Below are 23,558 nucleotides of genomic sequence, written 5' to 3'. Positions count from 1 at the left end.
ATGAAGTTGGTTGCGATTACGCTCGATTGTGCCGATCCGCTCGCTCTGGCGGCCTTCTACCAGGAGGCCACCGGGCTGGAACCGCACCCCAGGTCGGACGCCGAATTCGCGGGCCTCAACGGGGAGCACGGGCTCTTCATCGGCTTCCAGCGGGTCGACGACTACCGGGCCCCGAGCTGGCCCGACCAGGTCGTTCCGCAGCAGCTGCACCTCTGCTTCACGGTGGAGGACGGCCTGGACGCGGCCGAGGCCAGGCTGCTCGGGTTGGGCGCCGGCAAGCCGGAACACCAGCCCCTCGGGGACAAGGGGCGGGTCCTCACGGATCCGGCCGGGCATCCCTTCTGCATCGCGACGAGTTGATGCCGGACGGCGGTGTGCCGATCTCCGAAGCCGAGGCCGCGCGGCGGTGGGCGGGTGCGTGGACGCCCGCGGAAGTGGCCGGGCGGCTGGCGGGAGTTGCGGCGCCCTGGTACGTGGCCGGGGGCTGGGCCGTCGACCTGTTCGTGGGCGAGCGCACCCGCGACCACGCCGACCTGGAGATCGCCGTTCCGGCCGCTCGGTTCCCCGAGGTCCGCGACCGGTTCCCCGAGTTCGCGTTCGACGTCGTCGCCTACGACCGGATCTGGCCGTACGCACCGCAGGTGGCCGACCTGACCCACCAGACCTGGCTGCGCGATCCGTCGAGCGGGAACTACCTCGTGGACGTCTTCCGCGAACCGCACGACGGCTCGACCTGGGTCTGCAGGCGCGATCCGTCGATCCGGCTGCCGTACGCCGAGATCATTCGCCGCACGGCGGACGGGATCCCCTACCTCGCCCCCGAGTTGGTGCTGCTCTTCAAAGCCAAGGCGGTCCGTCCCAAGGACCAGCAGGACTTCACCCGCGCCCTGCCCCTGATGGACGCGGTCCAGCGGCGGACCCTGGCCGAACTCCTCGCCCGGGTGCACCCCGGGCACGGGTGGCTGACGCACCTGAGCCGTTCGTAGGGGGCGGGGCGAGCTCCGGTCGTGGGATTCCCTGCGCGGTTACGGCGTGGGATCGTCGGGGGATGGCCGGGAGCTTCGGATGGGCCGACGCGGGGCTGAGTGCCGCGTTGGTGGTCGGTGTCGGGGTGGGCGGGCTCGCGCTGGCCCTGCGCGACGGGATGCGCTTCGACCGCAAGCGGGACGAGGAGCGGGAGCGGCTGCTCGGCCAGGTCCGCCGGATCGGTCAGGCCGACCAGCCGGGCGGGGACGAGGGCGAGCGTACGGACGAAGCCGGGGCCGAAGCTGGAGACGAAGCCGGGGACGAGAGGCCCAAGTACACGGACGTCGGTGGCCGCCGGCCGGTCGCGCGCAGGCCGGCGGGTCGCCTCGGCGACCGGCGGGACGACTTCACCCCGCTCCTCGTCGAGTACTACGCCTACGGGCTGACCCAGGCGCGCAGCAGCTTCGCCACCAGCCAGCGGTTCGCCGGGTTCGGGGCGACCATCCTGCTGCTCGGGGTGGGGCTGGCGGTGTGGAAGGCCGAGAGCACCGGGGACCTGTACCTGGGGATCGTGACGAGTTCGGTCGGCGCGGTGGTCACGTTGATCGGGCAGCTGTTCCACCGGCGGGCCGACATCGCGCTGCGGCACATGTCCGAGCAGACCGCCTCGCTCCGGGACGACCGGCGGGCCGCCGAGACCACGCAGCAGGCCATCGGGCTGCTGGCGGAGGTGGCGGATCCGGCGCTCCGGGCGCGGTTGCAGGCCGGCTTGATCATGAAGCTGTCCGGCGCGGAGCTGCCGCCGTCGGAAGGCGGGTGAAGGACCCGCGGACATGGGGCTGGGGCGGGGGGATAGTGGAGGCATGTGCCGGAGTATCAAGACGTTGCGACCGCCAGCCATCCCCGAGAAGGCCACCGAGGAGGAGGTCCGGGCCGCGGCATTGCAGTACGTGCGGAAGGTGTCCGGCTTCCGGGTGCCCGCCGCGCACAACCGGGAGGTCTTCGACGCGGCCGTGGCCGCCATCGCCGAGGCGACCCAGGTCCTGCTCGACGGGGTGCACGTACGGGGCCGCCCGCCCCAGCAGCAGGAGGCGGCCGCCGTCACGCCGTGACCGGCACCCCGTCCTCCTCCAGCGGGACCACGGCCGCCGGGCAGGCCGTGTGCAGCAGCACCGCATTGGTCACCGACCCCAGATGCGGTGAGAGCAGCCGCTTGCGGTGGCGGCCGATGACGATCAGGTCCGCCGCCCGGGAGGCCGCGACCAGGTGACCCGCGGCGTCGCCCGGCGCCGTGACCACTTCCACGACCACGTCGGGGTACCGCGCCCGGTGCGGGCCCAGGTGCGCCTCGGCGAGCGCGGTGACCTCGGAACCGGCCGTCGTCTCGTCCCGCACCGCGGCGGCGGTGGTGAGGGTGCCGCCCGGGGCGAAGACGGGACCCGGCCACGTGTGAGCCACCACCACCTGGAGGCGGGCCCCGCGCCGGTGCGCCTCGCGGAAGGCGAAGTGGCTGGTGCTGTCGTCGGGGGCGGCACTGTTGAGACCGAGCACGACCTGGTCGTACGGGTCCCGCAGCGCGGGTTCGCCGCTCGGCACCACCACGACCGGGCAGGCGGCGCGGCTCGCGCACGCCAGACCGTTCGAGCCGAGCAGCAGACTGGCGAAGCCGCCGCGCCCGCGCGAACCCAAGACCATCATCTGCGCGCCCCCGCCCAGCTCCGGCAGCACGTTGTCGGGGGTGCCGGGGTGCGAGGCGTACTCGATCACCGGCAGCCCGGTGCGGCCCGCCAGGGCGGCGCGGACCCGGATCAGCACCGGGTCGTCGTCCTGCCCCGGCTGTTCGAAGGCGCTCGCCATGACCGAGCCGATCGAGGACGCGTAGAGGCGCGCGTGGACGATGCGCAGGGGCGCCCCGGACCTGAGGGACTGCGCGATGGCCCATTCCAGCGCCCTGTTGCCGTTCTCCGAACCGTCTACGGCGGCGATCACTGGGCGCTGGTCCATGGCGGGCTCCTTGCGAGTAGTGCGTGGCCTCAGCCTTGCGGAGCGCGGTGCGGAAGGGGAGGGGGGAAGGTCCCGAAGCGACGGGACCATCGGCCGTGTCCTGCCGGTGCGGGCCGTGCGTCGCCCGCGAGGTCGCTCTACGCTCCGGCTTCGGCGCGGCGCCGCATCACGTGGAACCCCGCGCCGAGCGCGCCCGCGACCAGTGCGCCACCGACCGCGATCTGGCCGGTGCTCGTCGAGCCGATGCTGCCGCCCGAACCGCCGCGCGCCGCGCCGGCGATGACGGTCAACGGGACGGTGACGCGGGTACCGCCCGGGCCCCCGCACTCGAAGGTCACCGGGTGGGATCCGGCGGCCGCGGTGCGCGGGACGTCGGCGCTGCCGACGAGGTTGCCGGTCTCCGGGTGGCCCGGGGTCAGCCGGACCTCGCCGAACGCCCGTGACGTGGCCCGGCCGGTCTTGGTGCCGCAGCCGCTGATGCCGAGGGTGATCCGCTGGCCCGGGGCGGGGGAGCCGGGGGACACGGTCGCGGAGGGGGAGGCGTGCGCGGGGGTGGGCGCGGCGGCGAACACGGCGAACACGGCGAGCGCGCACACGGAGGCGGCCGGGAGGACGGCCGCGGCGGTCGGCGGCAGACGGCGGTGCGCGGCGGGCATGGCGGGCATGTGGGGGGACTCCTCGGCTCCTGGCGCGGCGCAGCCGGTTGCGCACCGTGCTGTGGACGCTAGGAGCCGGGCCCCGGGGCGGCGATCGGGACCGGGTGAACGGGTGAGCGCACTGGTCCGCCCGAGGGAGCCGCGGCGGACGGAGCAGTTGGGGCGCACGGAACGTACGGAGTGGACGGAGGAGCGCACGGAGCGTCCGGAGCACCCGGGGGTGCTTCGGGCGCCCCGGGTGTGCTGGGCACTCCGGGTGCCTCGAGTGCTTCGGGCGCCCCGGGTGCGCGCGGTGGCTTGGGTGCGCCGCGTGCCTCGGTGGCTCGGTCAGGCGGCCGGGGCGTGGACCGGAGCGGGGCGGCGGACCATGTACGCGGCCAGGCCGCCCGCGCCGAAGAGGGCGATCACCGAGACCGCCGTGCCGAGCCAGGTTGCGCCGAGCCACTGGGTGCCGTAGTAGCCGAGCGAGACGCTGTAGCCGGCCCAGGCCATGCCGGCCAGCAGCGACCAGGGCAGGAACTCGCGCACCTCGCGGTTGCGCTTGCCCGCGCCCAGCGACACCACCGAGCGGCCGGCCGGGGCGAAGCGGGCGATCACGACGAGGGCGCCGCCGCCGCGGGCCAGTGCCACGCCGAGTCGCTCCTGGGCGCGGCTGAGTCGGCGCGAGCGGGAGATGGCCCGGTCGAGCCAGTCCCCGCCACGGCGGCCCGCCCGGTACGCGGCCAGGTCGCCCAGCACCGATGCGCTGGTGGCCACGGCGAGTAGCGGCAGGATGTCGGGCACCTGGCCCGGCATCGCCACGGGCGCGCCGCCTCCGGTCGCCGCCGCGGCGGCCGCGGCGATCACCAGGACACCGCTCGGCAGTACAGGCAGAAAGACGTCGAGCAGCACGGAAAGTGCCACCACGGCGTAGATCCACGGGCTCGTGGTCAGCGACCCCACAGTCTCAAACAAAACGGGACTCCCCAGTCCAGTGACGTGCTTCAGCGTTTGAAGCGCCGCGACGTCGCGGGGGAGCGGCAGGGGCGGCTGACAGCCATACAGCGTACGCCGCACGCTGGCACCATGTACCCCCGGGGCACCTCCTGTGTCATGTTTGCTGTCACACCCGTACGTGCCCCGCTGCCACAGAGGGCGTCGGATCCGCGTCAGGAACGGCGCCGGAACCTGGCCGCCACGCCTTTAGCCCCTGGTCGGCCCCGGCTCGGTCAGCTCGCGGTTCAGGACGGTCACCAGCTTGGGCTCGCCCCGCCGTGGCCAGCGCACCTTGTGCGCCTGGTCCAGCCGCAGCCGCGCGGTACGTCCCTCCAGGGCCAGGGTCATCAGCTGGTTGCCGAACCAGGGCCCGCCCGTACGCCGCCAGCTCAGCGGCGGTCGGCCCGTCCGCCCGTGCCGCGACAGCCCGCGCCCGAGCCACCGTCCCGTGCGGGACCAGCCGAGCCGGAAGCCGAGCTTCACCGCGGTGTGGATGGAGTTGTGCACCGGGGAGCAGGTCAGCTGGTAGACCCGGGACGTGGTGGGTATTCGGGGCTCGGCCACATACGCGTGATGTACGTCTCCCGACAGGACGCAGACCGTCGCCGGAGCCCGTGGCCCCGTCCCCACCTGCTCGATGAGGTCGCTCAGCGCCTCGAAGGAGGCCGGGAAGGCGGCCCAGTGCTCCAGATCGGCGCGCCGGCGCAGGTCCTCCGCGATCCGCGCCCAGCGCGGTCCGCGCTCGCCCCGGCACAGCGTGGCGTTCCACACCTCGGCGTCATGGATCAGCGGTGGCATCAGCCAGGGCAGCGAGGAGCCGATCAGGAGGTGGTCGTAGCCTCCGTGCCCCTCCGTCGCGTTGTCCCGGACCCACTCCTGCTCGGCCGGGTCGAGCATCGCCCGCCCGTCCTCCGCCAACACCCGCGCGGCCCGTGTGTCCACCATCAACAGGCGGGTCCGTCCGAAATCCCGGCGGTAGCTCCAGCGGACGGTGGACGGGTCGGCATCGGCCGCGGAGGCGAAGGCGCGCAGGGCCTCCGTTCCGTCAGGGGTCTGTCGAACGGCCGCGTAGAGCGGGTCGGCCTCCAGGTCGTCGGGTGAGAGGTTCCCCAGGTGCTGGTGCACCCAGTACGACATGAGCGCGCTCAGGATGCGCTCGCGCCACCACGGGGTGGCCCGCATCTGGGCGAGCCAGGCGGCGCTGGTGTTCCAGTCGTCGCAGACGTCGTGGTCGTCGAATATCTGGAGGCTGGGCACGGTCGACAGCAGCCAGCGGATCTCGGGGTCCAACCAGGATTCGTAGTAGAGCTGCGTGTACTCCTCGTAGTCGGCGACCTGGGCTCCGGGCGCCTCGCGCAGGTCCCGGCGGGCCGAGAGCCACTGTCTGGTCCGCCGGGACAGCTGGTCGGCGTAGACCTGGTCGCCCAGCAGGAGCAGGAGATCGGGCCGTTCCGCCGCGGGATCGGCGGCGAGCCGCGCGGCGAGGGTGTCGAGGGCGTCCGCGCCGTGCGGGCCGTGGCGGCCGGCGGGCGGGGCGGCCTGGCGGCAGGACCCGAAGGTGACCTTCAACCCGGGACCCGGGCCGGGGCGACCGCGGCCGGCGACGGCCGGGGTGCTGATGGTGCTCGGTGGGAAGCCGCTGTCGGGCTGCGGCCACACCTGGACGCCGTCGAGCACCACTTCGTACGCGGTGGTGGTGCCCGGGGTCAGGCCGGTCACCGGAACCAACGCGTAGTGGTGACCGGCTATCTGGAAGGTGCGCGCGCTCCCGCCCGCGCCGTCGGCGCAGCGCACCTCGGCAGTGGTCGGCCGGTCGGCTTCGACCCAGATCGTCGCCGAACCGCCCGTGTCCCAGTCGACGTACCGCAGCAATGGCCCCAGACGCAGTCCCGCCATCGAACTCCCCCTCCTCCATGTCCCCTTGGATCACAAGGTACGGCGTGGAGGAGGGCGAGCGGTTCCCCCGGGCGGGGGAGATCGATTCCCCGCACGGGGGAGGCGGGCGGTGGCGGCGACGGGCGACTGTTGAGGGACAAGAACGAGAGGTGCCGGGGAAGAAGGGAGGCGTTGGGCATGAGGTACGAAGTGCGCGGTGCGAAGCGCGGACGTGAGGCGCGAAGGGCGCGGGAGGAAGGCGGTGGGGCGAGGGCTCAGCAGCCGTTGAGGACGTTCGTGAGGGCGGTCTTCTCGGCGGAGTCGATGTTCAGACCCCAGTACTGCTTCACGTTCACCCACATACGGACGTAGGTGCAGCGGTAGGCGGTCCGGGACGGCAGCCACGCCGCCGGGTCCTTGTCTCCCTTGGCCTGGTTGACGTTGTCGGTCACGGCTATGAGCTGGGGGCGGGTCAGGTCATTGGCGAACTGCTGGCGCTTGGCGGTCGTCCAGGAGTTGGCACCGGAGCGCCAGGCTTCGGCCAGCGGCACCATGTGGTCGATGTCCAGGTCGGAGGCGGCCGTCCAGGTGGCACCGTCGTATTCGGAGTACCAACTCCCGCTGACGGCCGCGCAGGAGGAGTCCTGGACCACGTTCACGCCGTCGCGCTTGAGCACGACCTCGCGGGTGTTACAGGTACCGGACTGGGTGATCCAGTGCGGGAAGAGGTCGCGGCTGTAGCCGCTGGAGGAGCCTTCCGCCTTGGGGGTCACCGTGGCCAGGTACGCGCGGGCGGCAGCGGCACTGATCGGCGCGGGCGGGGCGGCCTGGGCGGTCGGCGCGTTCACGAGGGCGGCGAGCGACGCGAGGGCGGCGGCTGAGGCGAGCATGCCAATGCGACGCGCGTAGATGCTGGGCATGAGGGACTCCCTTGGTGTGGGGGGACTGGCCGTACGGCCCCGGTGGGGCCCGGCCATGGTTGCGGCGCCGGGTTTCGCGGGGATGGGCGCCAGGTGACAGCGTGGCGACATGGGCACGTCACATCAAGGTGTTCAACGGCCTTGATGGAAAAGGAGGTTGGGATTCCGGATGGGGCAGGAGGTGGTGCGGTGGCGAGAGAGGGGGGTGGTGCGTGCGAGGTGGCGGGGTCCAGAGAGGACCAAGGGCCTATTTCGGGCGGTGCCCGGGGTCGCGTAAGGTGTATCGAGCAGAAGGGGAGTAGCTCTTCGCCGGACCGTCGACATACTGCTGGGTCATCCCAGCCGGCGCCCGGAGGCAGGCCGCGTCAGCGGTCGGCCAGCGAGACCTTCGGCCGCAGTGTCCTGTTTGCACACAGGGCGCCGCCGTGCCGAAGCGACCCCTGAAACACCCCGGTCTCTCGGTTCCGATGGCGTCCTGCCCGACCGATTGAGGTTTCACCCCGTGATCAGCTTCAGCATTCTGGCGATCGCATTCGGCGTCGTCTTCCTCGCCGAACTCCCCGACAAGACGGCCCTCGCCGGACTGATGCTCGGCACCCGCTACCGGGCGTCCTACGTCTTCGTGGGCGTGGCCGCGGCCTTCGCGGTGCACGTGGCGCTCGCCATCGCCGCGGCCAGCGTGTTGACCCTGTTGCCGCACCGTCTCGTCCAGGCGGTCGTGGGCGTCCTGTTCCTGGCGGGCGCGGCGATGCTGCTCCTGAAGAAGAAGGAGGAGGACGAGGAGGTCAAGGAGCCCGCCGACCAGTCCTTCTGGAAGGTGTCGGGGGCGGGCTTCATGCTGATCCTGGTCGCCGAGTTCGGAGACCTGACGCAGATCATGACGGCCAACCTCGCGGCCCGTTACGACGACCCGGTCTCGGTCGGCATCGGAGCGGTCCTGGCGCTGTGGGCGGTCGCGGGCATCGGAATCCTGGGCGGGCGCACGCTGATGAAGTACATCCCGCTGCGCCTGATCACGAAGGTCGCGGCGTGCGTGATGGCCGCGCTGGCCGTGTTCTCGCTGTACGAGGCGATCGCCGGCTGACGGGGGTTCCCGTGGGGGCGGGTGACACGGCGGCCCCGGTCAGGCGCCGGGGCCGCGGCACCCTTGCGTCGGAGGGCCGGGCCTCGGGCCCGGTTCCGGCCCCGGGTGCGGGTCGGGCGCCGGGGCTGGGTCGCCGGGTGCGGGTCTGGCTCCTGGCTCGGCGTCGGCTTGCCGGGCTCGGCCTTCGCGTGGCCTCCGCATTGGAGTGTCGGGCTCGGCGTTGGCGTACCGGCTCGGCGTGCGGGGCCGGGTCTGCCCCGGCTCGGCGTTGGCTCGCCGGGCACCGCCTTGGCTTGCCGGGGCTGAGGCGCGCCTGCGTGCGGGGCCCCGGTGCGGGTCGCCGGGTGCGCGCCGGGCTTGGCCTTGGCTGGCCGGGCTTCATCTTCGCCTCAGCCCTGCCTTCGACCGGTTCGGGGCCCCCTCCGGCAGGGCCGGGTGAGGTTCCTGGGGTCTCGGCCCCGCCCCTGGGCCCGTTCCTGATCAGCTGCGCTTCCGCGCCCCTGGCCCTCACGGGCCGCCGCGACGGCGACCTGCGCGGGCCAGCGGTGGGGGCGTTACGGGGCGAGGGTGAGGGTGAGGCCTGTGGGGGTGGTGGTGAGGGTGAGGGCGGTGAGGTCGGGGACGTGGGCCGTGGGGCCGTGGGCGGCGGCGCGGGGGCCGACGCCGATCACGCGCATGCCGGCCGCGAGGCCCGCTGCGATGCCCGCCTCGGAGTCTTCGAAGACGATGCAGTCGGCCGGGTCGATGCCGAGCTCGGCGGCGCCCTTGAGGAAGCCCTCCGGGTCGGGCTTGCTGGCCGACACCGACTCGGCCGTCACCCGGATCCGCGGCATCGGGAGGCCGGCCGCGGTCATCCGGGCCGTGGCCAGTGCCAGGTCCGCGGAGGTGACCAGGGCGTGCGGGAGTTCCGCGAGGGCCGCCATGAACTCCGCGGCGCCACCGACCGGGACCACGCCCTCGGTGTCGGCGGTCTCGCGGGCGAGCATGACCGTGTTCTCGGCGTAGTTCTCCGCCATCGGGCGCTCCGGGAGGAGGATCGCCATGGTGGCGTAGCCCTGGCGGCCGTGGACCACCTTGATGACCTCGTGCGGATCCAGGCCGTGCGCCACTGCCCACTCGCGCCAGCAGCGTTCGACCACCGCGTCGGAGTTGACGATGGTGCCGTCCATGTCCAGCAGGAGCGCCTTCGCGCTCAGGACGACGGGGGCGGCGGTGGTGGTGGCAGCGGCGGTGGTGGTGCTGGCCGGCATCAGGGGTCTCCAGAGGGGGCGCGGCAGTGGGGAAACAAAAACAAGTGGCTCCGCCTACCGGTCAGGGTATGCAGGCGGAGCCACTTTGTTCCACCAGGATACAAAACACTTCCCCGATTCCGCCAATCCAGTGACCTAGGTCTCCCAGCAGGCCGTAACGGGACGCACCGCTCAGGATGGAGATGTCCTACCGCCGCCCGGTCCCGAGGAGGAGCCGATGGCCCAGGAAGTGACCCCCTCGGTCGCGGATCCCGCGCGCGGGCCGGGCGACGAACACGCCTCCCGCGAAGTCCTCGTCTCCATCGGTGCGCTGCTGCTCGGTCTGCTGATCGCCTCGCTCGACCAGACCATCGTCTCCACCGCCCTGCCGACGATCGTCAGCGACCTCGGCGGGATGGAGCACCTGTCCTGGGTCGTCACCGCCTACATGCTCGCCTCCACCGCCGCCACGCCCCTGTGGGGCAAGCTCGGTGACCAGTACGGGCGCAAGAAGCTCTTCCAGGCGGCCATCGTCCTGTTCCTGATCGGCTCCGCGCTCTGCGGCCTGGCCCAGAACATGCCCCAGCTCATCGGCTTCCGGGCGGTGCAGGGGTTGGGCGGCGGCGGACTGATGGTGCTGTCGATGGCGATCGTCGGCGACATCGTCCCGCCCCGGGAGCGCGGCAAGTACCAAGGGCTCTTCGGGGCGGTGTTCGGCGCGACCAGCGTGCTGGGCCCGCTGCTGGGCGGCCTGTTCGTGGACAACCTGTCCTGGCGGTGGGTCTTCTACATCAACCTCCCCATCGGCCTCGTCGCCCTGGCCGTGATCGCCGCCGTGCTGCACATCCCCAAGCGCTCCTCCCGGCACACGATCGACTACCTCGGTACCTTCCTGATCGCTTCCGTCGCCACCTGCCTGGTGCTGGTCGCCTCCTTCGGCGGCACCTGGGGCTGGAGTTCGACGCGGATCATCGGGCTGGCCGTGCTCGGCCTGGTGCTGCTCGTCGTGTTCCTCCTGGTGGAGCGCCGCGCGGCCGAACCCGTGCTGCCGCTGAAGCTCTTCCGGATCCGGACCTTCACGCTCTGCTCGCTGATCAGCTTCATCGTCGGCTTCGCGATGTTCGGCGCGATGGTCTACCTGCCGACCTTCCTCCAGGTCGTCCAGGGCGTCTCGCCCACCATGTCCGGCGTCCACATGCTGCCGATGGTGCTCGGCCTGCTGATCTCCTCCACGGCCTCGGGCCAGATCGTCAGCCGCACCGGACGGTGGAAGGTCTTCCCCATCGTCGGCACCGCCATCACCGCCGTCGGGCTGCTCCTGCTGCACCAGTTGCACCGCACCAGCTCCACCTGGGAGATGAGCGCCTACTTCTTCGTCTTCGGCGTCGGCCTCGGCCTGGTCATGCAGGTGCTGGTCCTGGCGGTGCAGAACGCGGTCACTTACGCCGACCTCGGCGTCGCCACCTCCGGAGCGACCTTCTTCCGCTCCATCGGGGCTTCCTTCGGCGTGGCCATCTTCGGCACGATCTTCACCAACCGGCTCGACGAGAAGCTCGTCTCCGCCCTCGCCGGCGTCCCGCTGCCGCCCGGCACGGCGGCCCAGTTGAAGGCCGACCCCCGCGCGATCGCCGCCCTGCCCCCGGCCCTGCGCCCACGGGTCCTGGACGCTTACGCGACCTCCATCACCGACGTCTTCCTCTACGCCGTCCCCATCGTGCTCCTGGCCTTCGTGGTCGCCTGGTTCCTGAAGGAGGACAAGCTGCGCGGCTCGGTGACCGCCCCGGACGTGACCGAGACCCTCGCCTCCAACCCCGTCGAGCGCTCCTCGCACGACGAGGTCGCCCGGGCGCTGTCGGTCCTCGGCACCCGGGAGGGCCGTCGGCACGTCTACGAGGACATCACCCGGAAGGCGGGCTTCGACCTGCTCCCCGCCGCGAGCTGGCTGCTGCTGCGGATGAAGAAGTACGGATCGGTCGAGCCCGCGATGCTCGCCGAACGCACCAGCGTGCCGATCAAGGCGATCACCGACGCCGCCCGGCAGGTCGAGGAGCGCGGTCTCGCCGTCCGCGACGGGATCCCGCTGGTCCTGACCGAGCCCGGGCGCTCGGCGGCCGTACGGCTGGCGGACGCGCGGCAGGAGTCCCTCGCGGAGCTGCTCGGTGATTGGTGGGGACCGGACCGGCCCACCGACCTGATCAAGCTGGTCGGCGAGATCAACGCCGAGCTGTGCGGTTCCGACGCGGAGGAGCCATACGACACCCTCCCGCGCCGCGACCACGAGGCCCGCTGAGGGGCCCGCGCGGACGGGCGGCCCGCGCCTGTAGGCACGTACCTGCGGGGGCCCGTGCCTGCGGGGGCCCGTGCCTGCGGGGCACGTGCCTACAGGCGCTTGCCGAACCAGTGCTGGGCGTACTCGCTGTCGTTGTAGGCCGGTATCTCGTCGTACCCGTGCTTCGCGTACAGGCCGCGGGCCTCGACCAGGTCGGAGCGGGTGTCCAGGACGACCCGCCGCGCGCCGAGGGACCGTGCCACGTCCTCCAGCGCCGCGAGGACCGCCGCGCCGCCGCCCGTGCCCCGGGTGCGGGGATCGACGTACACCCGGGTCAGCTCGGCGGTCTCCGGGTCCAGCAGTCGCACGCCGCCGCACGCCAGCGGTACGCCGGCCAGTCGGCCGACCAGGAACTCTCCCGTGGGCGGGACGAGGTCGTCGTCCGGGAAGTCCACGATCAGGGCCTCGTCGATCTCGGCCTCCGTCATCGTGCGGTGGTAGTACCGCCCGGCGAGCTCCGCGTAGTACGCGCGGCGCAGGACCACCGGGTCCGGGGCCGTGTACGGCTCCGGAGCGACCGACCATCCTTCCCCGCCGACGCCCCCCGTGTTCGTGTGCGCGCTCGCCCTCGTGTCCGTGCTGTCCATGGCGACATTCTGGAGGCTGCGGCCGCCCCGCCGCATGGAATATCCACAGCACCGGACCGATGATAGGAAAAAGGGCAAACCACCCGTTCCGTTCCCCATCACCGAAGGGTGTGAACGTCATGTCGGAGCACCCCGACTGCGCCCTGATCCGTCGCGGCTACGCGGCCTTCAGCGCGGGCGACATGGAGACGATGGCCACATTGCTGACGGCCGACGTCGTCCACCACGTTCCCGGCAGCAGCCCGCTGTCCGGGCACCACAAGGGTCGGGAGGCCGTGATCGACCTCTACCGTCGCCTCGGCGCGGAGACGAACGGCACCCTGCGGGTGGACCTGGAGACGCTGCTGGCCGACGGCCGGGGGCACGTGATCGCGGTCCACCGGTCGCGCGGCGACCGCGGCGACCGCGGCATCGAGATGCACGGCGGACTCTTCTTCACCCTCGTCGGCAACAAGATCACCGACATCGACGAGTGCGTCGCGGACATCGAAGAGTCCGACGCCTTCTGGAGCTGAGCGGGCCGAGAGGCCGAGGGGGGAGCCCCAGGGCCGAGGGCCCGGGGCTCTCGTCCCTACTGCTTCGGAGCGGCCTGCTGCACGACCTCGAAGGACCACACCTGGGACGCCGAAGCCGCCGGCTTCGGCCGCTCCCCGCCGCCCTCGGAGCCCTGTCCGCCGCCCTGGTGCGCCGCCTTCATGGGCCCTTCCATCCACGCCTGGAAGTCGGCCTCCGAGCGCCACCGGGTGTACACGAGGTACTGATCGGTGCCCTCGACGGGGCGCAGCAGCTCGAACCACTCGAACCCGTCCGAGTTCTCCACGGAGCCCGCCCGCGAGGCGAACCGCTGCTCCAGTACCTCCCGCTGTTCCGCCGGTACGGACAGTGCGTTGATCTTCACGATGCTCATGCCCGCCATCCTAGGTATCCCATGCGGGATATCGTCGTCCCGGGTAATTCATCGCGGCAGCCAGGCGAAGTCACGGTTGCAGTCAACAAGGGCGGGAGGCCGGCGGGGCGTGGCCAACGCGGCGGAGCACAGCGGTGTCAACGGACATGCCGGAGTCATAGGCGGTGGTGGGAGCGGCAACAGGCTTGGCGCCGCGCGCCTCGTCCTATGGGCGCTGGCGGGCCTCCTGGCCGTCAGACAGGCGTCCGCCGTGCTGCGCGTGCCACCCGGCGAGTGGCTCACCGGCTTCTACCTGCCGGGCCTTCCGGGCTCGCTCTACGACGCCGGACAGTTCACCGGCACCCCCTTCGCGGGCCTCGTCCTCAAGCCCCTGGTCGGGCTGGCCGACCAGTCGCTGGAGGTCGCCTGGACCTGCGTGACCCTGCTGTTCGTCGCCGCCATCGGGCTGGTGGCCGCGCGGGGCCTGCCGGATCCGGTGCCCCGGCGCACCGCGCTGCTGGCCGCGCCCGTGCTGGTCGCCCTGATGATGGTCTCGCTGCCCGTGCGCGAGGCGGCCTCCCCGGGGCAGACCGCCGTGCTGCCGGTGCTGCTGGTGCTGCTCGCCTTCTTCCGGGTGCCGGGCGAGCGTCCTGCGGGGTTCCTGATGGGCCTCGCCGCCGCGCTCCAGCCCGCCCTGCTGCTCTTCGCGCCGCTGCTGTGGCTCACCGAGCGCCGCCCCACCGCGCGCACCGCCCTCACCACCTTCGCCGCCTGCACGGTGCTGTCCTGGGCCGCGCTGCCGCACGACTCCTGGACGTACTGGATCCACCACCTGGCCGGGACCGGCCTCGGCGGCAGCCCCAGCGGCCTCGCCAACCAGTCCGTCCACGGCGCGCTGCTGCGGCTCGGACTCTCCGGCCCCGCCGAGATCCTCCTGTACGTCGCCCTCGCGGCCGGGATCGCCTGGCTCGGCCTGCGCCGCGCGGCGCGGTACGCCCGTGACGGCCAGCTGCTGCTCGCGGTCGCGATCACCGGGTGCGTGGCCGTGGCGGTGTCGCCGACCGGCTGGCGCCACCAGCTGCTGTGGGTGCTGCTCGCGGTGGCGGGCAAGGTCGGCAAGCGGGCCGCCGACCGGCCGGTGTGGCCGGTCGCGGTGATCCTCGCCATGACGCTGCCCAGCGCGATGCTGCTGCCGAACATGGCCGTACTGGCGCCCGTACGGGACAACGTGCTGCTGCTGGCGGCCCTCGCCGCGGCCTGCGCGGTGCCGTTCCTGCCGCGCAGCTCGCCGTACTGGCGCGAGCCCGTCCCGACCGCCTACGCGCGCCCGGCGACCGCACGCTGGGCGCGGATCCCGCTGCTGCCGTTCTGGCGGCGCGTGCTGGCCCGCCCCAACCTGCTGCTGGAGCTGCTGCTGATACGGGTCGGGTACTCGCTGTACTCGCACATCCGCGCCGCCGCGCCCACCAGCCGCTCGCTCGCCGAGGGCAACGGGACCCAGATCCTGTCCATGGAGCGGGCCCTGGGCATCGACATCGAGCACGCCGTGAACCACGCCGTGGTCAGCGTCCGCTGGCTGGAGGCGTTCTTCAACTTCTACTACACGTCCTTCCACTTCGTGGTCCCGCTGACCATCCTGGCCGTCCTGTACTGGCGCCGCCCCGCCGACTACCGCTGGGCCCGCGCCTCGCTGGGGTTGGCGACCGTCCTCGCGCTCGTCGGCTTCTGGCTCTACCCGCTGGCGCCGCCGCGGCTCATGCCGGGGCTCGGGTTCATCGACACCGTGCACGGCGTGCAGGACCTGGCCAACCCGCAGTACGGGGCCATGACCGCGATCTCCAACCAGTACGCGGCGATGCCCTCGCTGCACTTCGGCTGGTCGCTGTGGTGCGGGATCGTGATCGTCACGCTGGCGCCCAAGGGGTGGCAGAAGGTGCTGGGGGCGATGCATCCGCTGATCACGGTGTGCGCGATCATCGCGACCGCCAACCACTGGGTGCTCGACGCGGTGGGCGGGGCGGTGGTCGTGAGTGCGGGGTTCGGGCTCGTGTACCTGCTCTCCGGGCCCCGGGGGGCGGCCGTCCCGGCCGGGGTGGCGGTGCCGCGGCCGCGGGTTCCGGAGCGGGGGGCCGCTGGCGCTGCCGCTGCCGCTGCCGCTGCCGCTGCTGGGGACGGGGATCGCGCGGCGGGGGAGCGGAGTCGGGCGTGAGGTGACGTGCCGGGGCTTGCGGCACGGGTGAGGGGCGTCGGAGCGGTGGGTGTACCCGCTCCGGCGCCCCTTTCGTGGATCGCCGCGTCCTGTCAGGATCCGCCCGGTGGGGGCGTCCCGCCAGTCGGCCCGGGGCGGGGGGTGCGGTTGGGCGCCGGGCGGGCTGGATGTGGGTCGGCCCGGCCCGGCCCGGTTCGGTCGTGTCCGGGCCTGGGCGTGGGTTGGGTGACTGTGCCTCCGGCGGGCCCTCAAACGCCGGGCGGGCTGGATTTGGCTGGGCGGGGTGGATGTGGCTAGGCGGCTGGGTTTGGCCGGGCGGGCGCGATTTAGCCGGGCGGGCTGGAGTTGGCCGGGTGGGGTGGATGTGGTCCGGCGGGCTGGATTTGGCTAGGGGATGTGGCTGGGGTGGTCAGTCGTTGGTTACGCGGAGTTCTTTGATGCCGTTCAGCCAGGCTGCGCGGAGGCGGCGGGGGTGGGGGCCCGTGAGGCGGAGGTTGGGGAGGGCGTCGGCCAGGGCGTTGAAGATCAGGTCGATCTCCATGATCGCCAGGGACTTGCCGAGGCAGAAGTGGGGGCCGCCGCCGCCGAAGCCGAGGTGGGGGTTCGGGTCGCGGGTGATGTCGAAGACGTCCGGGTTCTCGAAGACCTCGGGGTCGTGGTTGGCGGAGGAGTAGAACATCCCCACCCGGTCGCCCGCCTTGATCTTCTGGCCGCCCAGCTCGGTGTCCTGGGTGGCGGTGCGCTGGAAGGACACCACGGGGGTGGCCCAGCGCACGATCTCCTCGGCCGCCGTCGAGGGGCGGGTCGCCTTGTAGAGCTCCCACTGCTCGGGGTGGGTGAGGAAGGCGTGCATGCCGTGGCTGATCGCGTTGCGCGTGGTCTCGTTGCCCGCGACCGCGAGGAGCAGCACGAAGAAGCCGAACTCGTCCGAGCCCAGGTTGCCCTGGCCCTCGGCCGCGACGAGCTGCGTCACGATGTCCTTGGCCGGGCACTCCTTGCGCTCGGCGGAGAGGTTCATGGCGTAGCCGATGAGTTCCATCGCCGCCGTGGAGCCGACCTCCTCGGTGATCGCGTACTCCGGGTCGTCGTAGGCGATCATCTTGTTCGACCAGTCGAAGATCCGCGCGCGGTCCTCCTGCGGTACGCCGATCAGCTCCGCGATGGCCTGGAGGGGCAGCTCGCAGGCGACCTGGGTGACGAAGTCGAAGCTCCCGTCGGCCGAGGCGCCGGCCGCGGCGGCGGCCTCTTCGGCGATCTTCGAGGCGCGGGCGCGCAGGGCGGCCTCCAGGCCGCGGATGGCGCGGGGGGTGAAGCCGCGCTGCACGATCTGGCGGACCCGGGTGTGTTCCGGCGGATCCATGTTCAACATGATCAGGCGCTGGGCATCGATCTGTTCACGCTGGATGTGCTCGTTGAAGCGGATGATCGCGGTGTTGGTGGTGGAGGAGAACAACTCCGGGTGCGTGGAGACGTACTTGACGTCCGCGTGCCGGGTGACGACCCAGTAACCCTCGTCGTCGAAGCCGGTGATGCCCCGGGTCTGCGGGCACCACCACACCGGAGCGGTCTGCCGAAGCCGCGCGAACTCCGGGAAGGGGACGCGGGCTTGGAGCAGGTCGGGGTCGGTGGCGTCGAAGCCGTCGGGCAGTGCGGGGCAGGACATTCGGCAACTCCAAAGTCTGACGGCCCATCAGAAGTTGGCTCGAAGGTAGTAACGAGTTCTAGAAGTGACAAGGGTAGGCGCGGCAACTGTTGCGTGTGGAATCCGTGCAAGCCGTGTGCAAGACCCTTGCGTGCGGGGCCCGCAGGTCATAAAACTGCCAGAGAACTAGAACGCGTACTAGTTCAGGCGCGCCGCCGGGACGGCCCGCCGCAGTGGAGGAGAGGACGGCTCATGGCCGCGGAACCCGTCATCGTCGAAGCCGTACGCACGCCCATCGGCAAGCGGGGTGGCGCGCTCGCCAACCTCCACCCCGCCTACTTGCTCGGTGAGACCTACCGCGAGCTGCTCGCCCGTACGGGGATCCAGCCCGACTGCGTCGAGCAGATCGTCGGCGGCACCGTCACCCACGCGGGCGAACAGTCGATGAACCCGGCCCGCAACGCCTGGCTCGCGATGGGTCTGCCGTACGAGACCGCCGCGACCACGGTGGACTGCCAGTGCGGCAGCTCCCAGCAGGCCAACCACATGGTCGCCAACATGATCTCGGGCGGGGTCATGGACATCGGCATCGCCTGCGGGGTCGAGGCCATGAGCCGGGTGCCGCTCGGCTCCGGTTCCAAGCACGGCCCGGGGAAGCCCTTCCCGGACGAGTGGAACGTCGACCTCCCCAACCAGTTCGAGGCCGCCGAGCGGATCGCCCGGCACCGCGGACTGACCCGCGAGGACGTCGACCGCCTCGGCGTCCTGTCCCAGCAGCGGGCCGCCACCGCCTGGGCCGAGGAGCGCTTCAAGCGCGAGACCTTCGCCGTCCAGGTGCCGACCACCGAGGCCGAGCAGGCCGCGGGACAGGGCATGTGGCGCCTGGTCGACCGGGACGAGGGGCTGCGCGACACCAGCATGGAGGCGCTGGCCCGGCTCAAGCCCGTCATGCCGACCGCCGTGCACACCGCGGGGAACTCCTCGCAGATATCCGACGGCGCCTGCGCCGTGATGTGGGCCTCGCGCAAGATGGCCCGTGCGCTCAAGCTCAAGCCGCGCGCCCGGATCGTCGCCCAGACCCTGGTCGGCGCGGACCCGCACTACCACCTCGACGGACCGATCGACGCGACCCGCGCGGTCCTCGGCAAGGCCGGGATGTCCCTCAAGGACATCGACCTCGTCGAGATCAACGAGGCCTTCGCCTCCGTGGTGCTCAGCTGGGGGCGGGTCTTCGAGCAGGACATGGAGAAGGTCAACGTCAACGGCGGGGCGATCGCGCTGGGTCACCCGGTCGGGGCCACCGGCGCCCGTCTGATCACCACCGCGCTGCACGAGCTGGAGCGCCGCGACAAGGAATTCGCGCTGATCACGATGTGTGCCGGCGGCGCCCTCGCCACCGGCACGATCATTCAGCGCCTCTGAGCCCCGTGGGCTCCCGAGCCCCCGTGGGATGGGAAACAGAAGGCCCCGGCGGCCGGACCTGGGGAGGTCGGCCGTCGGGGCCTTCGCACGCGCGGTCGTCCGGCGCGTGCGGGTGTCTCGTGCGGGTGCTGGTGGCTCAGTACCAGTGGTGCGAGGACCAGAAGTTCCACGCGCCGACGGGGCTGCCGTAGCGGGAGTTCATGTAGTCCAGGCCCCACTTGATCTGGGTGGCCGGGTTGGTCTTCCAGTCCGAGCCCGCCGAGGCCATCTTCGAGGCCGGCAGGGCCTGGACCAGGCCGTACGCACCGGAGGAGGAGTTCGTGGCCGTGTGGTCCCAGCCGCTCTCACGGGAGACGATCTTGGCGAACGCCGCGTACTGGGCCGGGTCCTTGATCATCTGCTGCGCGATGGACTTCGCGTCCATCGGGGCCGCCTGAGCGGGGACCGCGGCGAGCATGGAACCGGCCACACCCAGGGCGAGCACGGTACCGGCGAAGGTCTTCTTGGAGGCGGCGATGCGGCGGATGACGGCGTTGGACACGGAAAGCCTTCCGTAGGGAACAGGGACGGTCGCTCGCACGTCGAGGACGTACGTGAGCCACTCACGCGGTGGAGAGGGGTTCGTCGGGCGGGGGGCGGAGCGCCCCTGCCGCCGTGGCGACAACACCAGTTAGCCAGGCTGCCGAGGGCCTGGCAATGCCCCCCTCTTACTAGTGGAGGTCGCAGCCGGGGCTGAACGACCCCTCCCCGGGCGGAAGGGGATCGGCGCAGGTGGGGGCCGGTTTGGGCGGGTGGATATGGAAGTTTTAAGGACTACTATCCCGGGTCGTATGTGACCAAGGTCCTGTGGGGCGGGTCACCGCTCAGGGGCCCGGATCTCACGTTCCGTGGCTGCCCGTACCCCTTTGGGGCGTGTGTCCGGGGCCACTCGCGGCCCCTGAATCGAAGGAAACGGGGGCGTCGAAGGCAGCTTTCCTCGTCGCCCGGCGCAGTGCCTTCAGCAGGGTGGCGCCCAGCGTCATGGTCAGTACGACGGTCAGCACGGCCCGGCCCAGGTCCCAGCCCAGCGAGGTGGCCAGGCAGTACGCCAGGAACCGCGCGAGGTTCGCGCCGACCGGGTCGCCGGGGTGGAAGGAGATCCCCTGGCCCATGCCCTGCAGGATCACCCAGCCCTGGAGGTTCATGACCGTGCCGTACGCGAAGGACCCGGCGAAGCCGTACGCCGACAGCATCACCAGCTCCGCCCGCCCCCGGATCCGGTCCGGGCCCGGCAGCAGCCCGGCGCCCAGCGAGAACCAGCCCAGCGCCAGCATCTGGAACGGCATCCACGGCCCCACACCGCCCGTGAGCAGCGCGGACGCGAACATCGTCACGGACCCCAGGACGAAGCCGAAGCCCGGCCCGAGCACCCGGCCGCTCAGCACCATCAGGAAGAACATGGGCTCCAGGCCGGCCGTACCCGCCCCCAGCGGCCGCAGCGCGGCGCCCACCGCGGCCAGCACGCCGAGCATCGCCACCGCCTTCGCGTCCATGCCGTTGTCGGCGATCGTCGCGACCACGACGGCCACGAGGAGCGGGAGCAGCGCGGCGAACAGCCACGGGGCGTCCTGCGAGTGCGCGAGCCCCGACTGGCGGTCCGCGAGCAGCGGCCAGCCGAAGGCGGCGATCCCGACGAGGGTGACGAGGACCAGGGCGGCCGCGCCGCGCGGGCCGATCCGGACGGGGCGGGCGCTCACGGGGCGGCCTGCGGGTCTTGTCGCGCGGCCAGGGCGGCGGCCACCTGGGAGACGGTGAGCCAGTGGCCCGGGGCCAGCACCTTCGCGACCTGCGGGGCGAAGGCGGGGGAGGAGACGACCACCTCGGCGGTCGGCCCGTCCGCGACGATCTCGCCGCCGGCCAGGATCACCACCCGGTGGGCCAGCTCGGCGGCCAGTTCCACGTCGTGGGTGGCCAGGACGATCGCGTGGCCGCGCGCGGCGAGGTCCCGCAGGATCTCGATCAGGCGGGCCTTGGCGGCGTAGTCCAGACCGCGGGTCGGCTCGTCCAGGAGCAGCAGGGCGGGTCGGCCGGTGAGGACGAGGGCCAGGGCGAGGGCCAGGCGCTGGCCCTCCGAGAGGTCGCGCGGGTGGGTGTCGTCGGGGACGTCGGGGAGGAGGGACGACACCAGTGCGCGGCAGGTGCCGGGCGCGGCGGCGGCGTCCGCGTCGGCCGCCGCGCACTCGGCGCCGACCGTGTCGGCGTACAGCAGGTCCCGGGGCTCCTGCGGTACGAGGCCCACGCGGCGGACCATCTCCGCGGGCGGGGTGCGGTGCGGGGGCTTGCCGCCGACGCGGAGGTGGCCGGAGGCGGGCTCGATCATGCCGACGAGGGTGGCGAGGAGGGTGGACTTGCCGGCGCCGTTGCGGCCCATGAGGGCGAGGGTTTCGCCGGGGGCGAGGGCGAGGGTGATGTCGTGCAGGACCTCTGCGCGGGCGCGGCGGACGGAGAGGTTCGTGGCGGTGACGGGGCTTGCCGGGGGGGCGGGGGCTGCCGGGGTTGCCTGGGGCGGGGGCGGGGGGGTGCGGCGGAGCAGGTGTCGGAGGGTGCGGGTCCGCGCGGTCCGCGGAGCCTCCGGCGGCGCCTCAAACGCCGGCGGGGCTGGAATTGGCTGGGCCTGGGTCTTTTCGGCGTGCCCGGTGTTCGAGGGCTCGCCAAGAGGGGTGGTGGCCGGTGGTGCCTCCGGCGGCGCCTCAAACGCCGGCGGGGCTGGATTTGGCTGGGCCGGTTCGGTCTGCTCGGTGGTTGAGGGGGAGGTGAGGAGGGTGTGGAGGGGGGTGGAGCGGCGGCGGGCGTCGCGGACCGATAGGGGGAGAGGGGTCCAGTGGGCGAGGCGGCCCAGGGCCACCACCGGGGGGTGGACGGGGGAGACGGCCATCATTTCGGCCGGGGGGCCCAGGAGCGGGGGTGCGCCGGGGGAAGGGATCAGGAGGACCTGGTCGGCGTACTGGACCACCCGTTCCAGGCGGTGCTCCGCCATCAGGACCGTCGTGCCGAGGTCGTGCACCAGGCGCTGGAGCACCGCCAGGACCTCCTCGGCCGCGGCAGGGTCGAGCGCGGACGTCGGCTCGTCCAGGACCAGGACCCGGGGGTGCGGGGTCAGGACCGAGCCGATCGCGACCCGCTGCTGCTGGCCCCCGGAGAGCGTGGCGATGGGGCGGTCGCGGAGCTCGTTGAGGCCCAGCAGGTCCAGGGTCTCCTCCACCCGGCGCCGCATCACCGCGGGCGCGAGCCCCAGGGACTCCATCCCGTAGGCCAGCTCGTCCTCGACCACGTCCGTGACGAAGTGCGCGAGGGGGTCCTGGCCGACCGTGCCGACGACATCGGCCAGCTCGCGCGGCCGGTGGGTGCGGGTGTCGCGCCCGGCGACCGTGACCCGGCCGCGCAGGGTGCCCCCGGTGAAGTGCGGGACCAGCCCGGACACCGCACCGAGCAGGGTCGACTTGCCGACACCGGACGGGCCGACCAGGAGCGTCAGCTCGCCCTCCGGGACGGTGAAGTCCGCGTCGTGCAGCGTCGGCCCGGGCCTGCCGTCGTAGGTGATGGACACCTGGTCGAAGCGGATCACGTTACGAGCCCTCCTTCGGGGGGACGGGGGCCACCACGGCGGGCAGCAGACCGATCAGCACCGCCGCCGCGGGCCACAGCGGCAGTCCGGGCGCGACCAGTGGCACCACACCGGGCCGCAGCCCCTCCGGGTCGACGGACCCGGCGTAGATCATCAGCGCGGCGACGGCCGCACCGGAAGCGGACACCAGCCAGGCGCGCACGCCCCACCGGTCGGGGCGGTAACGGGTGCGCACGCTGCGCCGCCCGCCCATGCGGAGGCCGCCGAGGGCGAGCGCGAGGCCGATCAGGAGGACGGGGAGGCCGTACCCGGCGCCTTCGGCGGCGAGCAGCCCGTACGTTCCGGCGCAGACGCCGAGGAGCCCGCCCAGGGTGAGGACGTTGGTGGTGTGCCGGACGAGGGCCGGCACCCGGGCCGTACGGCCGTACCCGCGCGCGTCCATCGACGCGGCCACGGCCACCGAGCGCTCCAGGGCGCCTTCGAGGACGGGCAGGCCGATCTGCAGGATCGCCCGCACCCCGCCGGTGGGGCGCCCGCGCAGCCGGCGGGCGGTCCGCAGGCGGACCACGTCGGCGACCATGTTCGGCGCGAACGTCATGGCGACGACGACGGCCACGCCCGCCTCGTACAGGGCGGCGGGCAGGGACTTCAGCAGCCGGGCCGGATTGGCCAGGGCGTTCGCGGCGCCCACGCAGATCAGGAGGGCGGCGAGCTTGGCGCCGTCGTAGAAGGCGAAGACCAGCTGCTCGGCGGTGACCCGCCCGCCGAACCGGATGCCCTGCGCCCAGGCCGGCAGCGGGATCTCGGGCAGGGTGAACAGGACGTGCGCCCCGGGGATCGGGGAGCCGAGCAGCATGGAGAAGAGCAGCCGCAGGCCGATCACGACGAGGCCGAGCTTGACGAAGGCGCCGTAGGACCGGGCCCAGGGGGCGGCGGTCCGGCGGGCCGCGACGACGTAACCGGCGACGCCGACGATCAGGCCGAGCAGCAGCGGATTGGTGGTCCGGGACGCCGCCGTGGCCAGCCCCAGCGCCCAGAGCCACCACGCACCGGCGTGCAGCGCGTTGCGCCGCGCGGCTGCCGGCGCCTCCCAGCGGTCCCGCCGCCGGGGGCGGACGTAGGACGGGCCGGGCGGCACCGGCCGCGCCCCGGTCGCGGAGCGTTCGGCCG

The 23,558-nt window shown here is 72.6% G+C and carries 22 protein-coding genes; 9 read left to right on the top strand and 13 right to left on the bottom strand.

Going from position 1 to position 23,558, the window contains the following annotated elements; translation table 11 throughout:
• The 4 genes from ACFWAR_RS12605 (at position 1) to ACFWAR_RS12590 (ending at position 2,078) form a co-directional block, all read left to right on the top strand.
• Positions 1-360 carry a VOC family protein gene (locus ACFWAR_RS12605; protein ID WP_385776069.1) on the top strand — a complete coding sequence of 120 codons (360 nt, stop codon included), beginning with the start codon at positions 1-3 and terminating at the stop codon, positions 358-360.
• Positions 360-986: a nucleotidyltransferase domain-containing protein gene (locus ACFWAR_RS12600; RefSeq protein WP_385776067.1), complete on the top strand. Its 627-nt coding sequence runs from the start codon at positions 360-362 to the stop codon at positions 984-986. Before ACFWAR_RS12605 ends, ACFWAR_RS12600 begins: the two co-directional genes overlap by 1 nt.
• A 62-nt stretch (positions 987-1,048) precedes the next feature.
• Positions 1,049-1,786 carry a hypothetical protein gene (locus ACFWAR_RS12595; RefSeq protein ID WP_385776065.1) on the top strand — a complete coding sequence of 246 codons (738 nt, stop codon included), beginning with the start codon at positions 1,049-1,051 and terminating at the stop codon, positions 1,784-1,786.
• A gap of 43 nt (positions 1,787-1,829) precedes the next feature.
• Entirely contained in the window at positions 1,830-2,078 is a 249-nt protein-coding gene (locus ACFWAR_RS12590) for a DUF2277 domain-containing protein (protein ID WP_385776063.1), read from the top strand.
• On the opposite strand, the gene ACFWAR_RS12585 is transcribed toward ACFWAR_RS12590, so the two are convergent.
• The 5 genes from ACFWAR_RS12585 to ACFWAR_RS12565 all read right to left on the bottom strand — a co-directional run bounded on the left by ACFWAR_RS12585 (position 2,068) and on the right by ACFWAR_RS12565 (position 7,396).
• On the bottom strand, positions 2,068-2,970 hold the full coding sequence (locus ACFWAR_RS12585) for a universal stress protein (protein WP_385776061.1): 903 nt from the start codon (positions 2,968-2,970) through the stop codon (positions 2,068-2,070). The two genes, ACFWAR_RS12590 and ACFWAR_RS12585, sit on opposite strands and share 11 nt — an antisense overlap.
• Before the next feature lie 137 nt (positions 2,971-3,107).
• Positions 3,108-3,635, bottom strand: a complete 528-nt coding sequence (locus ACFWAR_RS12580) for a hypothetical protein (protein WP_385776059.1) — start codon at positions 3,633-3,635, stop codon at positions 3,108-3,110.
• A 318-nt stretch (positions 3,636-3,953) separates the two neighbouring features.
• Complete coding sequence (locus tag ACFWAR_RS12575) at positions 3,954-4,580, bottom strand: DedA family protein (RefSeq protein WP_385776057.1); 627 nt, start codon at positions 4,578-4,580, stop codon at positions 3,954-3,956.
• Positions 4,581-4,808: 228 nt separating this feature from the next.
• A complete protein-coding gene (locus tag ACFWAR_RS12570) occupies positions 4,809-6,497 on the bottom strand; it encodes an alkaline phosphatase D family protein (protein ID WP_385776055.1) in 1,689 nt (562 codons plus the stop codon).
• A gap of 254 nt (positions 6,498-6,751) precedes the next feature.
• Complete coding sequence (locus ACFWAR_RS12565; protein ID WP_385776053.1) at positions 6,752-7,396, bottom strand: HNH endonuclease family protein; 645 nt, start codon at positions 7,394-7,396, stop codon at positions 6,752-6,754.
• A gap of 502 nt (positions 7,397-7,898) precedes the next feature.
• Between ACFWAR_RS12565 and ACFWAR_RS12560 the strand changes: the two genes are divergently transcribed.
• A complete protein-coding gene (locus ACFWAR_RS12560; protein ID WP_354381844.1) occupies positions 7,899-8,480 on the top strand; it encodes a TMEM165/GDT1 family protein in 582 nt (193 codons plus the stop codon).
• A gap of 554 nt (positions 8,481-9,034) precedes the next feature.
• Here ACFWAR_RS12560 and ACFWAR_RS12555 read toward each other — a convergent pair.
• The gene (locus tag ACFWAR_RS12555) at positions 9,035-9,730 is read right to left on the bottom strand and encodes an HAD-IA family hydrolase (RefSeq protein WP_385776051.1); all 696 of its coding nucleotides are present in this window, start codon (positions 9,728-9,730) and stop codon (positions 9,035-9,037) included.
• A gap of 217 nt (positions 9,731-9,947) precedes the next feature.
• Between ACFWAR_RS12555 and ACFWAR_RS12550 the strand changes: the two genes are divergently transcribed.
• Positions 9,948-11,999, top strand: coding sequence for a DHA2 family efflux MFS transporter permease subunit (locus ACFWAR_RS12550; protein WP_385776049.1), 2,052 nt, complete (start codon positions 9,948-9,950; stop codon positions 11,997-11,999).
• 89 nt (positions 12,000-12,088) lie between these two features.
• Here ACFWAR_RS12550 and ACFWAR_RS12545 read toward each other — a convergent pair whose 3' ends face one another.
• Complete coding sequence (locus ACFWAR_RS12545) at positions 12,089-12,625, bottom strand: GNAT family N-acetyltransferase (protein ID WP_385776047.1); 537 nt, start codon at positions 12,623-12,625, stop codon at positions 12,089-12,091.
• 119 nt (positions 12,626-12,744) lie between these two features.
• Between ACFWAR_RS12545 and ACFWAR_RS12540 the strand changes: the two genes are divergently transcribed.
• The gene (locus ACFWAR_RS12540) at positions 12,745-13,140 is read left to right on the top strand and encodes a nuclear transport factor 2 family protein (RefSeq protein WP_385776045.1); all 396 of its coding nucleotides are present in this window, start codon (positions 12,745-12,747) and stop codon (positions 13,138-13,140) included.
• 56 nt (positions 13,141-13,196) lie between these two features.
• Here the strand turns inward: ACFWAR_RS12540 and ACFWAR_RS12535 are convergent, their stop codons facing one another.
• On the bottom strand, positions 13,197-13,532 hold the full coding sequence (locus ACFWAR_RS12535) for an antibiotic biosynthesis monooxygenase family protein (protein WP_385776043.1): 336 nt from the start codon (positions 13,530-13,532) through the stop codon (positions 13,197-13,199).
• Positions 13,533-13,641: 109 nt separating this feature from the next.
• Between ACFWAR_RS12535 and ACFWAR_RS12530 the strand changes: the two genes are divergently transcribed.
• Positions 13,642-15,720 carry a bifunctional glycosyltransferase 87/phosphatase PAP2 family protein gene (locus ACFWAR_RS12530; RefSeq protein ID WP_385776041.1) on the top strand — a complete coding sequence of 693 codons (2,079 nt, stop codon included), beginning with the start codon at positions 13,642-13,644 and terminating at the stop codon, positions 15,718-15,720.
• Positions 15,721-16,129: 409 nt separating this feature from the next.
• On the opposite strand, the gene ACFWAR_RS12525 is transcribed toward ACFWAR_RS12530, so the two are convergent.
• Positions 16,130-17,383 (bottom strand): cytochrome P450, encoded by a 1,254-nt coding sequence (locus ACFWAR_RS12525; RefSeq protein WP_385776039.1) that lies wholly within the window; start codon positions 17,381-17,383, stop codon positions 16,130-16,132.
• A 231-nt stretch (positions 17,384-17,614) separates the two neighbouring features.
• On the opposite strand from ACFWAR_RS12525, the gene ACFWAR_RS12520 reads away from it, so the two are divergent.
• The gene (locus tag ACFWAR_RS12520) at positions 17,615-18,784 is read left to right on the top strand and encodes a steroid 3-ketoacyl-CoA thiolase (protein WP_351044217.1); all 1,170 of its coding nucleotides are present in this window, start codon (positions 17,615-17,617) and stop codon (positions 18,782-18,784) included.
• A 136-nt stretch (positions 18,785-18,920) separates the two neighbouring features.
• Here ACFWAR_RS12520 and ACFWAR_RS12515 read toward each other — a convergent pair whose 3' ends face one another.
• The 4 genes from ACFWAR_RS12515 to ACFWAR_RS12500 all read right to left on the bottom strand — a co-directional run bounded on the left by ACFWAR_RS12515 (position 18,921) and on the right by ACFWAR_RS12500 (position 23,526).
• Positions 18,921-19,325: a transglycosylase SLT domain-containing protein gene (locus tag ACFWAR_RS12515; RefSeq protein ID WP_354381836.1), complete on the bottom strand. Its 405-nt coding sequence runs from the start codon at positions 19,323-19,325 to the stop codon at positions 18,921-18,923.
• 337 nt (positions 19,326-19,662) lie between these two features.
• The gene (locus ACFWAR_RS12510) at positions 19,663-20,520 is read right to left on the bottom strand and encodes an ECF transporter S component (protein ID WP_385776035.1); all 858 of its coding nucleotides are present in this window, start codon (positions 20,518-20,520) and stop codon (positions 19,663-19,665) included.
• Complete coding sequence (locus ACFWAR_RS12505; protein ID WP_385776033.1) at positions 20,517-22,388, bottom strand: ABC transporter ATP-binding protein; 1,872 nt, start codon at positions 22,386-22,388, stop codon at positions 20,517-20,519. The genes ACFWAR_RS12510 and ACFWAR_RS12505 overlap by 4 nt, the downstream gene beginning before the upstream one ends.
• A 1-nt stretch (position 22,389) precedes the next feature.
• A complete protein-coding gene (locus ACFWAR_RS12500) occupies positions 22,390-23,526 on the bottom strand; it encodes an energy-coupling factor transporter transmembrane component T (protein WP_385776230.1) in 1,137 nt (378 codons plus the stop codon).
• Positions 23,527-23,558 lie beyond the last annotated feature (32 nt).

It is taken from the genome of Streptomyces sp. NPDC059917 (genome assembly GCF_042730635.1).
Classification (GTDB): Bacteria; Actinomycetota; Actinomycetes; order Streptomycetales; family Streptomycetaceae; genus Streptomyces.
This window is presented reverse-complemented; position numbering and strand designations above follow the sequence as displayed.

Excerpts from the sequence above, each read along its gene's own strand:
- ACFWAR_RS12605 (WP_385776069.1), top strand. The coding sequence starts at position 1 with ATGAAGTTGGTTGCGATTACGCTCGATTGTGCCGATCCGCTCGCTCTG.
- ACFWAR_RS12600 (WP_385776067.1), top strand. The coding sequence starts at position 360 with ATGCCGGACGGCGGTGTGCCGATCTCCGAAGCCGAGGCCGCGCGGCGG.
- ACFWAR_RS12595 (WP_385776065.1), top strand. The coding sequence starts at position 1,049 with ATGGCCGGGAGCTTCGGATGGGCCGACGCGGGGCTGAGTGCCGCGTTG.
- ACFWAR_RS12590 (WP_385776063.1), top strand. The coding sequence starts at position 1,830 with ATGTGCCGGAGTATCAAGACGTTGCGACCGCCAGCCATCCCCGAGAAG.
- ACFWAR_RS12585 (WP_385776061.1), bottom strand. The coding sequence starts at position 2,970 with ATGGACCAGCGCCCAGTGATCGCCGCCGTAGACGGTTCGGAGAACGGC.
- ACFWAR_RS12580 (WP_385776059.1), bottom strand. The coding sequence starts at position 3,635 with ATGCCCGCCATGCCCGCCGCGCACCGCCGTCTGCCGCCGACCGCCGCG.
- ACFWAR_RS12570 (WP_385776055.1), bottom strand. The coding sequence starts at position 6,497 with ATGGCGGGACTGCGTCTGGGGCCATTGCTGCGGTACGTCGACTGGGAC.
- ACFWAR_RS12565 (WP_385776053.1), bottom strand. The coding sequence starts at position 7,396 with ATGCCCAGCATCTACGCGCGTCGCATTGGCATGCTCGCCTCAGCCGCC.
- ACFWAR_RS12555 (WP_385776051.1), bottom strand. The coding sequence starts at position 9,730 with ATGCCGGCCAGCACCACCACCGCCGCTGCCACCACCACCGCCGCCCCC.
- ACFWAR_RS12550 (WP_385776049.1), top strand. The coding sequence starts at position 9,948 with ATGGCCCAGGAAGTGACCCCCTCGGTCGCGGATCCCGCGCGCGGGCCG.
- ACFWAR_RS12545 (WP_385776047.1), bottom strand. The coding sequence starts at position 12,625 with ATGGACAGCACGGACACGAGGGCGAGCGCGCACACGAACACGGGGGGC.
- ACFWAR_RS12540 (WP_385776045.1), top strand. The coding sequence starts at position 12,745 with ATGTCGGAGCACCCCGACTGCGCCCTGATCCGTCGCGGCTACGCGGCC.
- ACFWAR_RS12535 (WP_385776043.1), bottom strand. The coding sequence starts at position 13,532 with ATGAGCATCGTGAAGATCAACGCACTGTCCGTACCGGCGGAACAGCGG.
- ACFWAR_RS12525 (WP_385776039.1), bottom strand. The coding sequence starts at position 17,383 with ATGTCCTGCCCCGCACTGCCCGACGGCTTCGACGCCACCGACCCCGAC.
- ACFWAR_RS12520 (WP_351044217.1), top strand. The coding sequence starts at position 17,615 with ATGGCCGCGGAACCCGTCATCGTCGAAGCCGTACGCACGCCCATCGGC.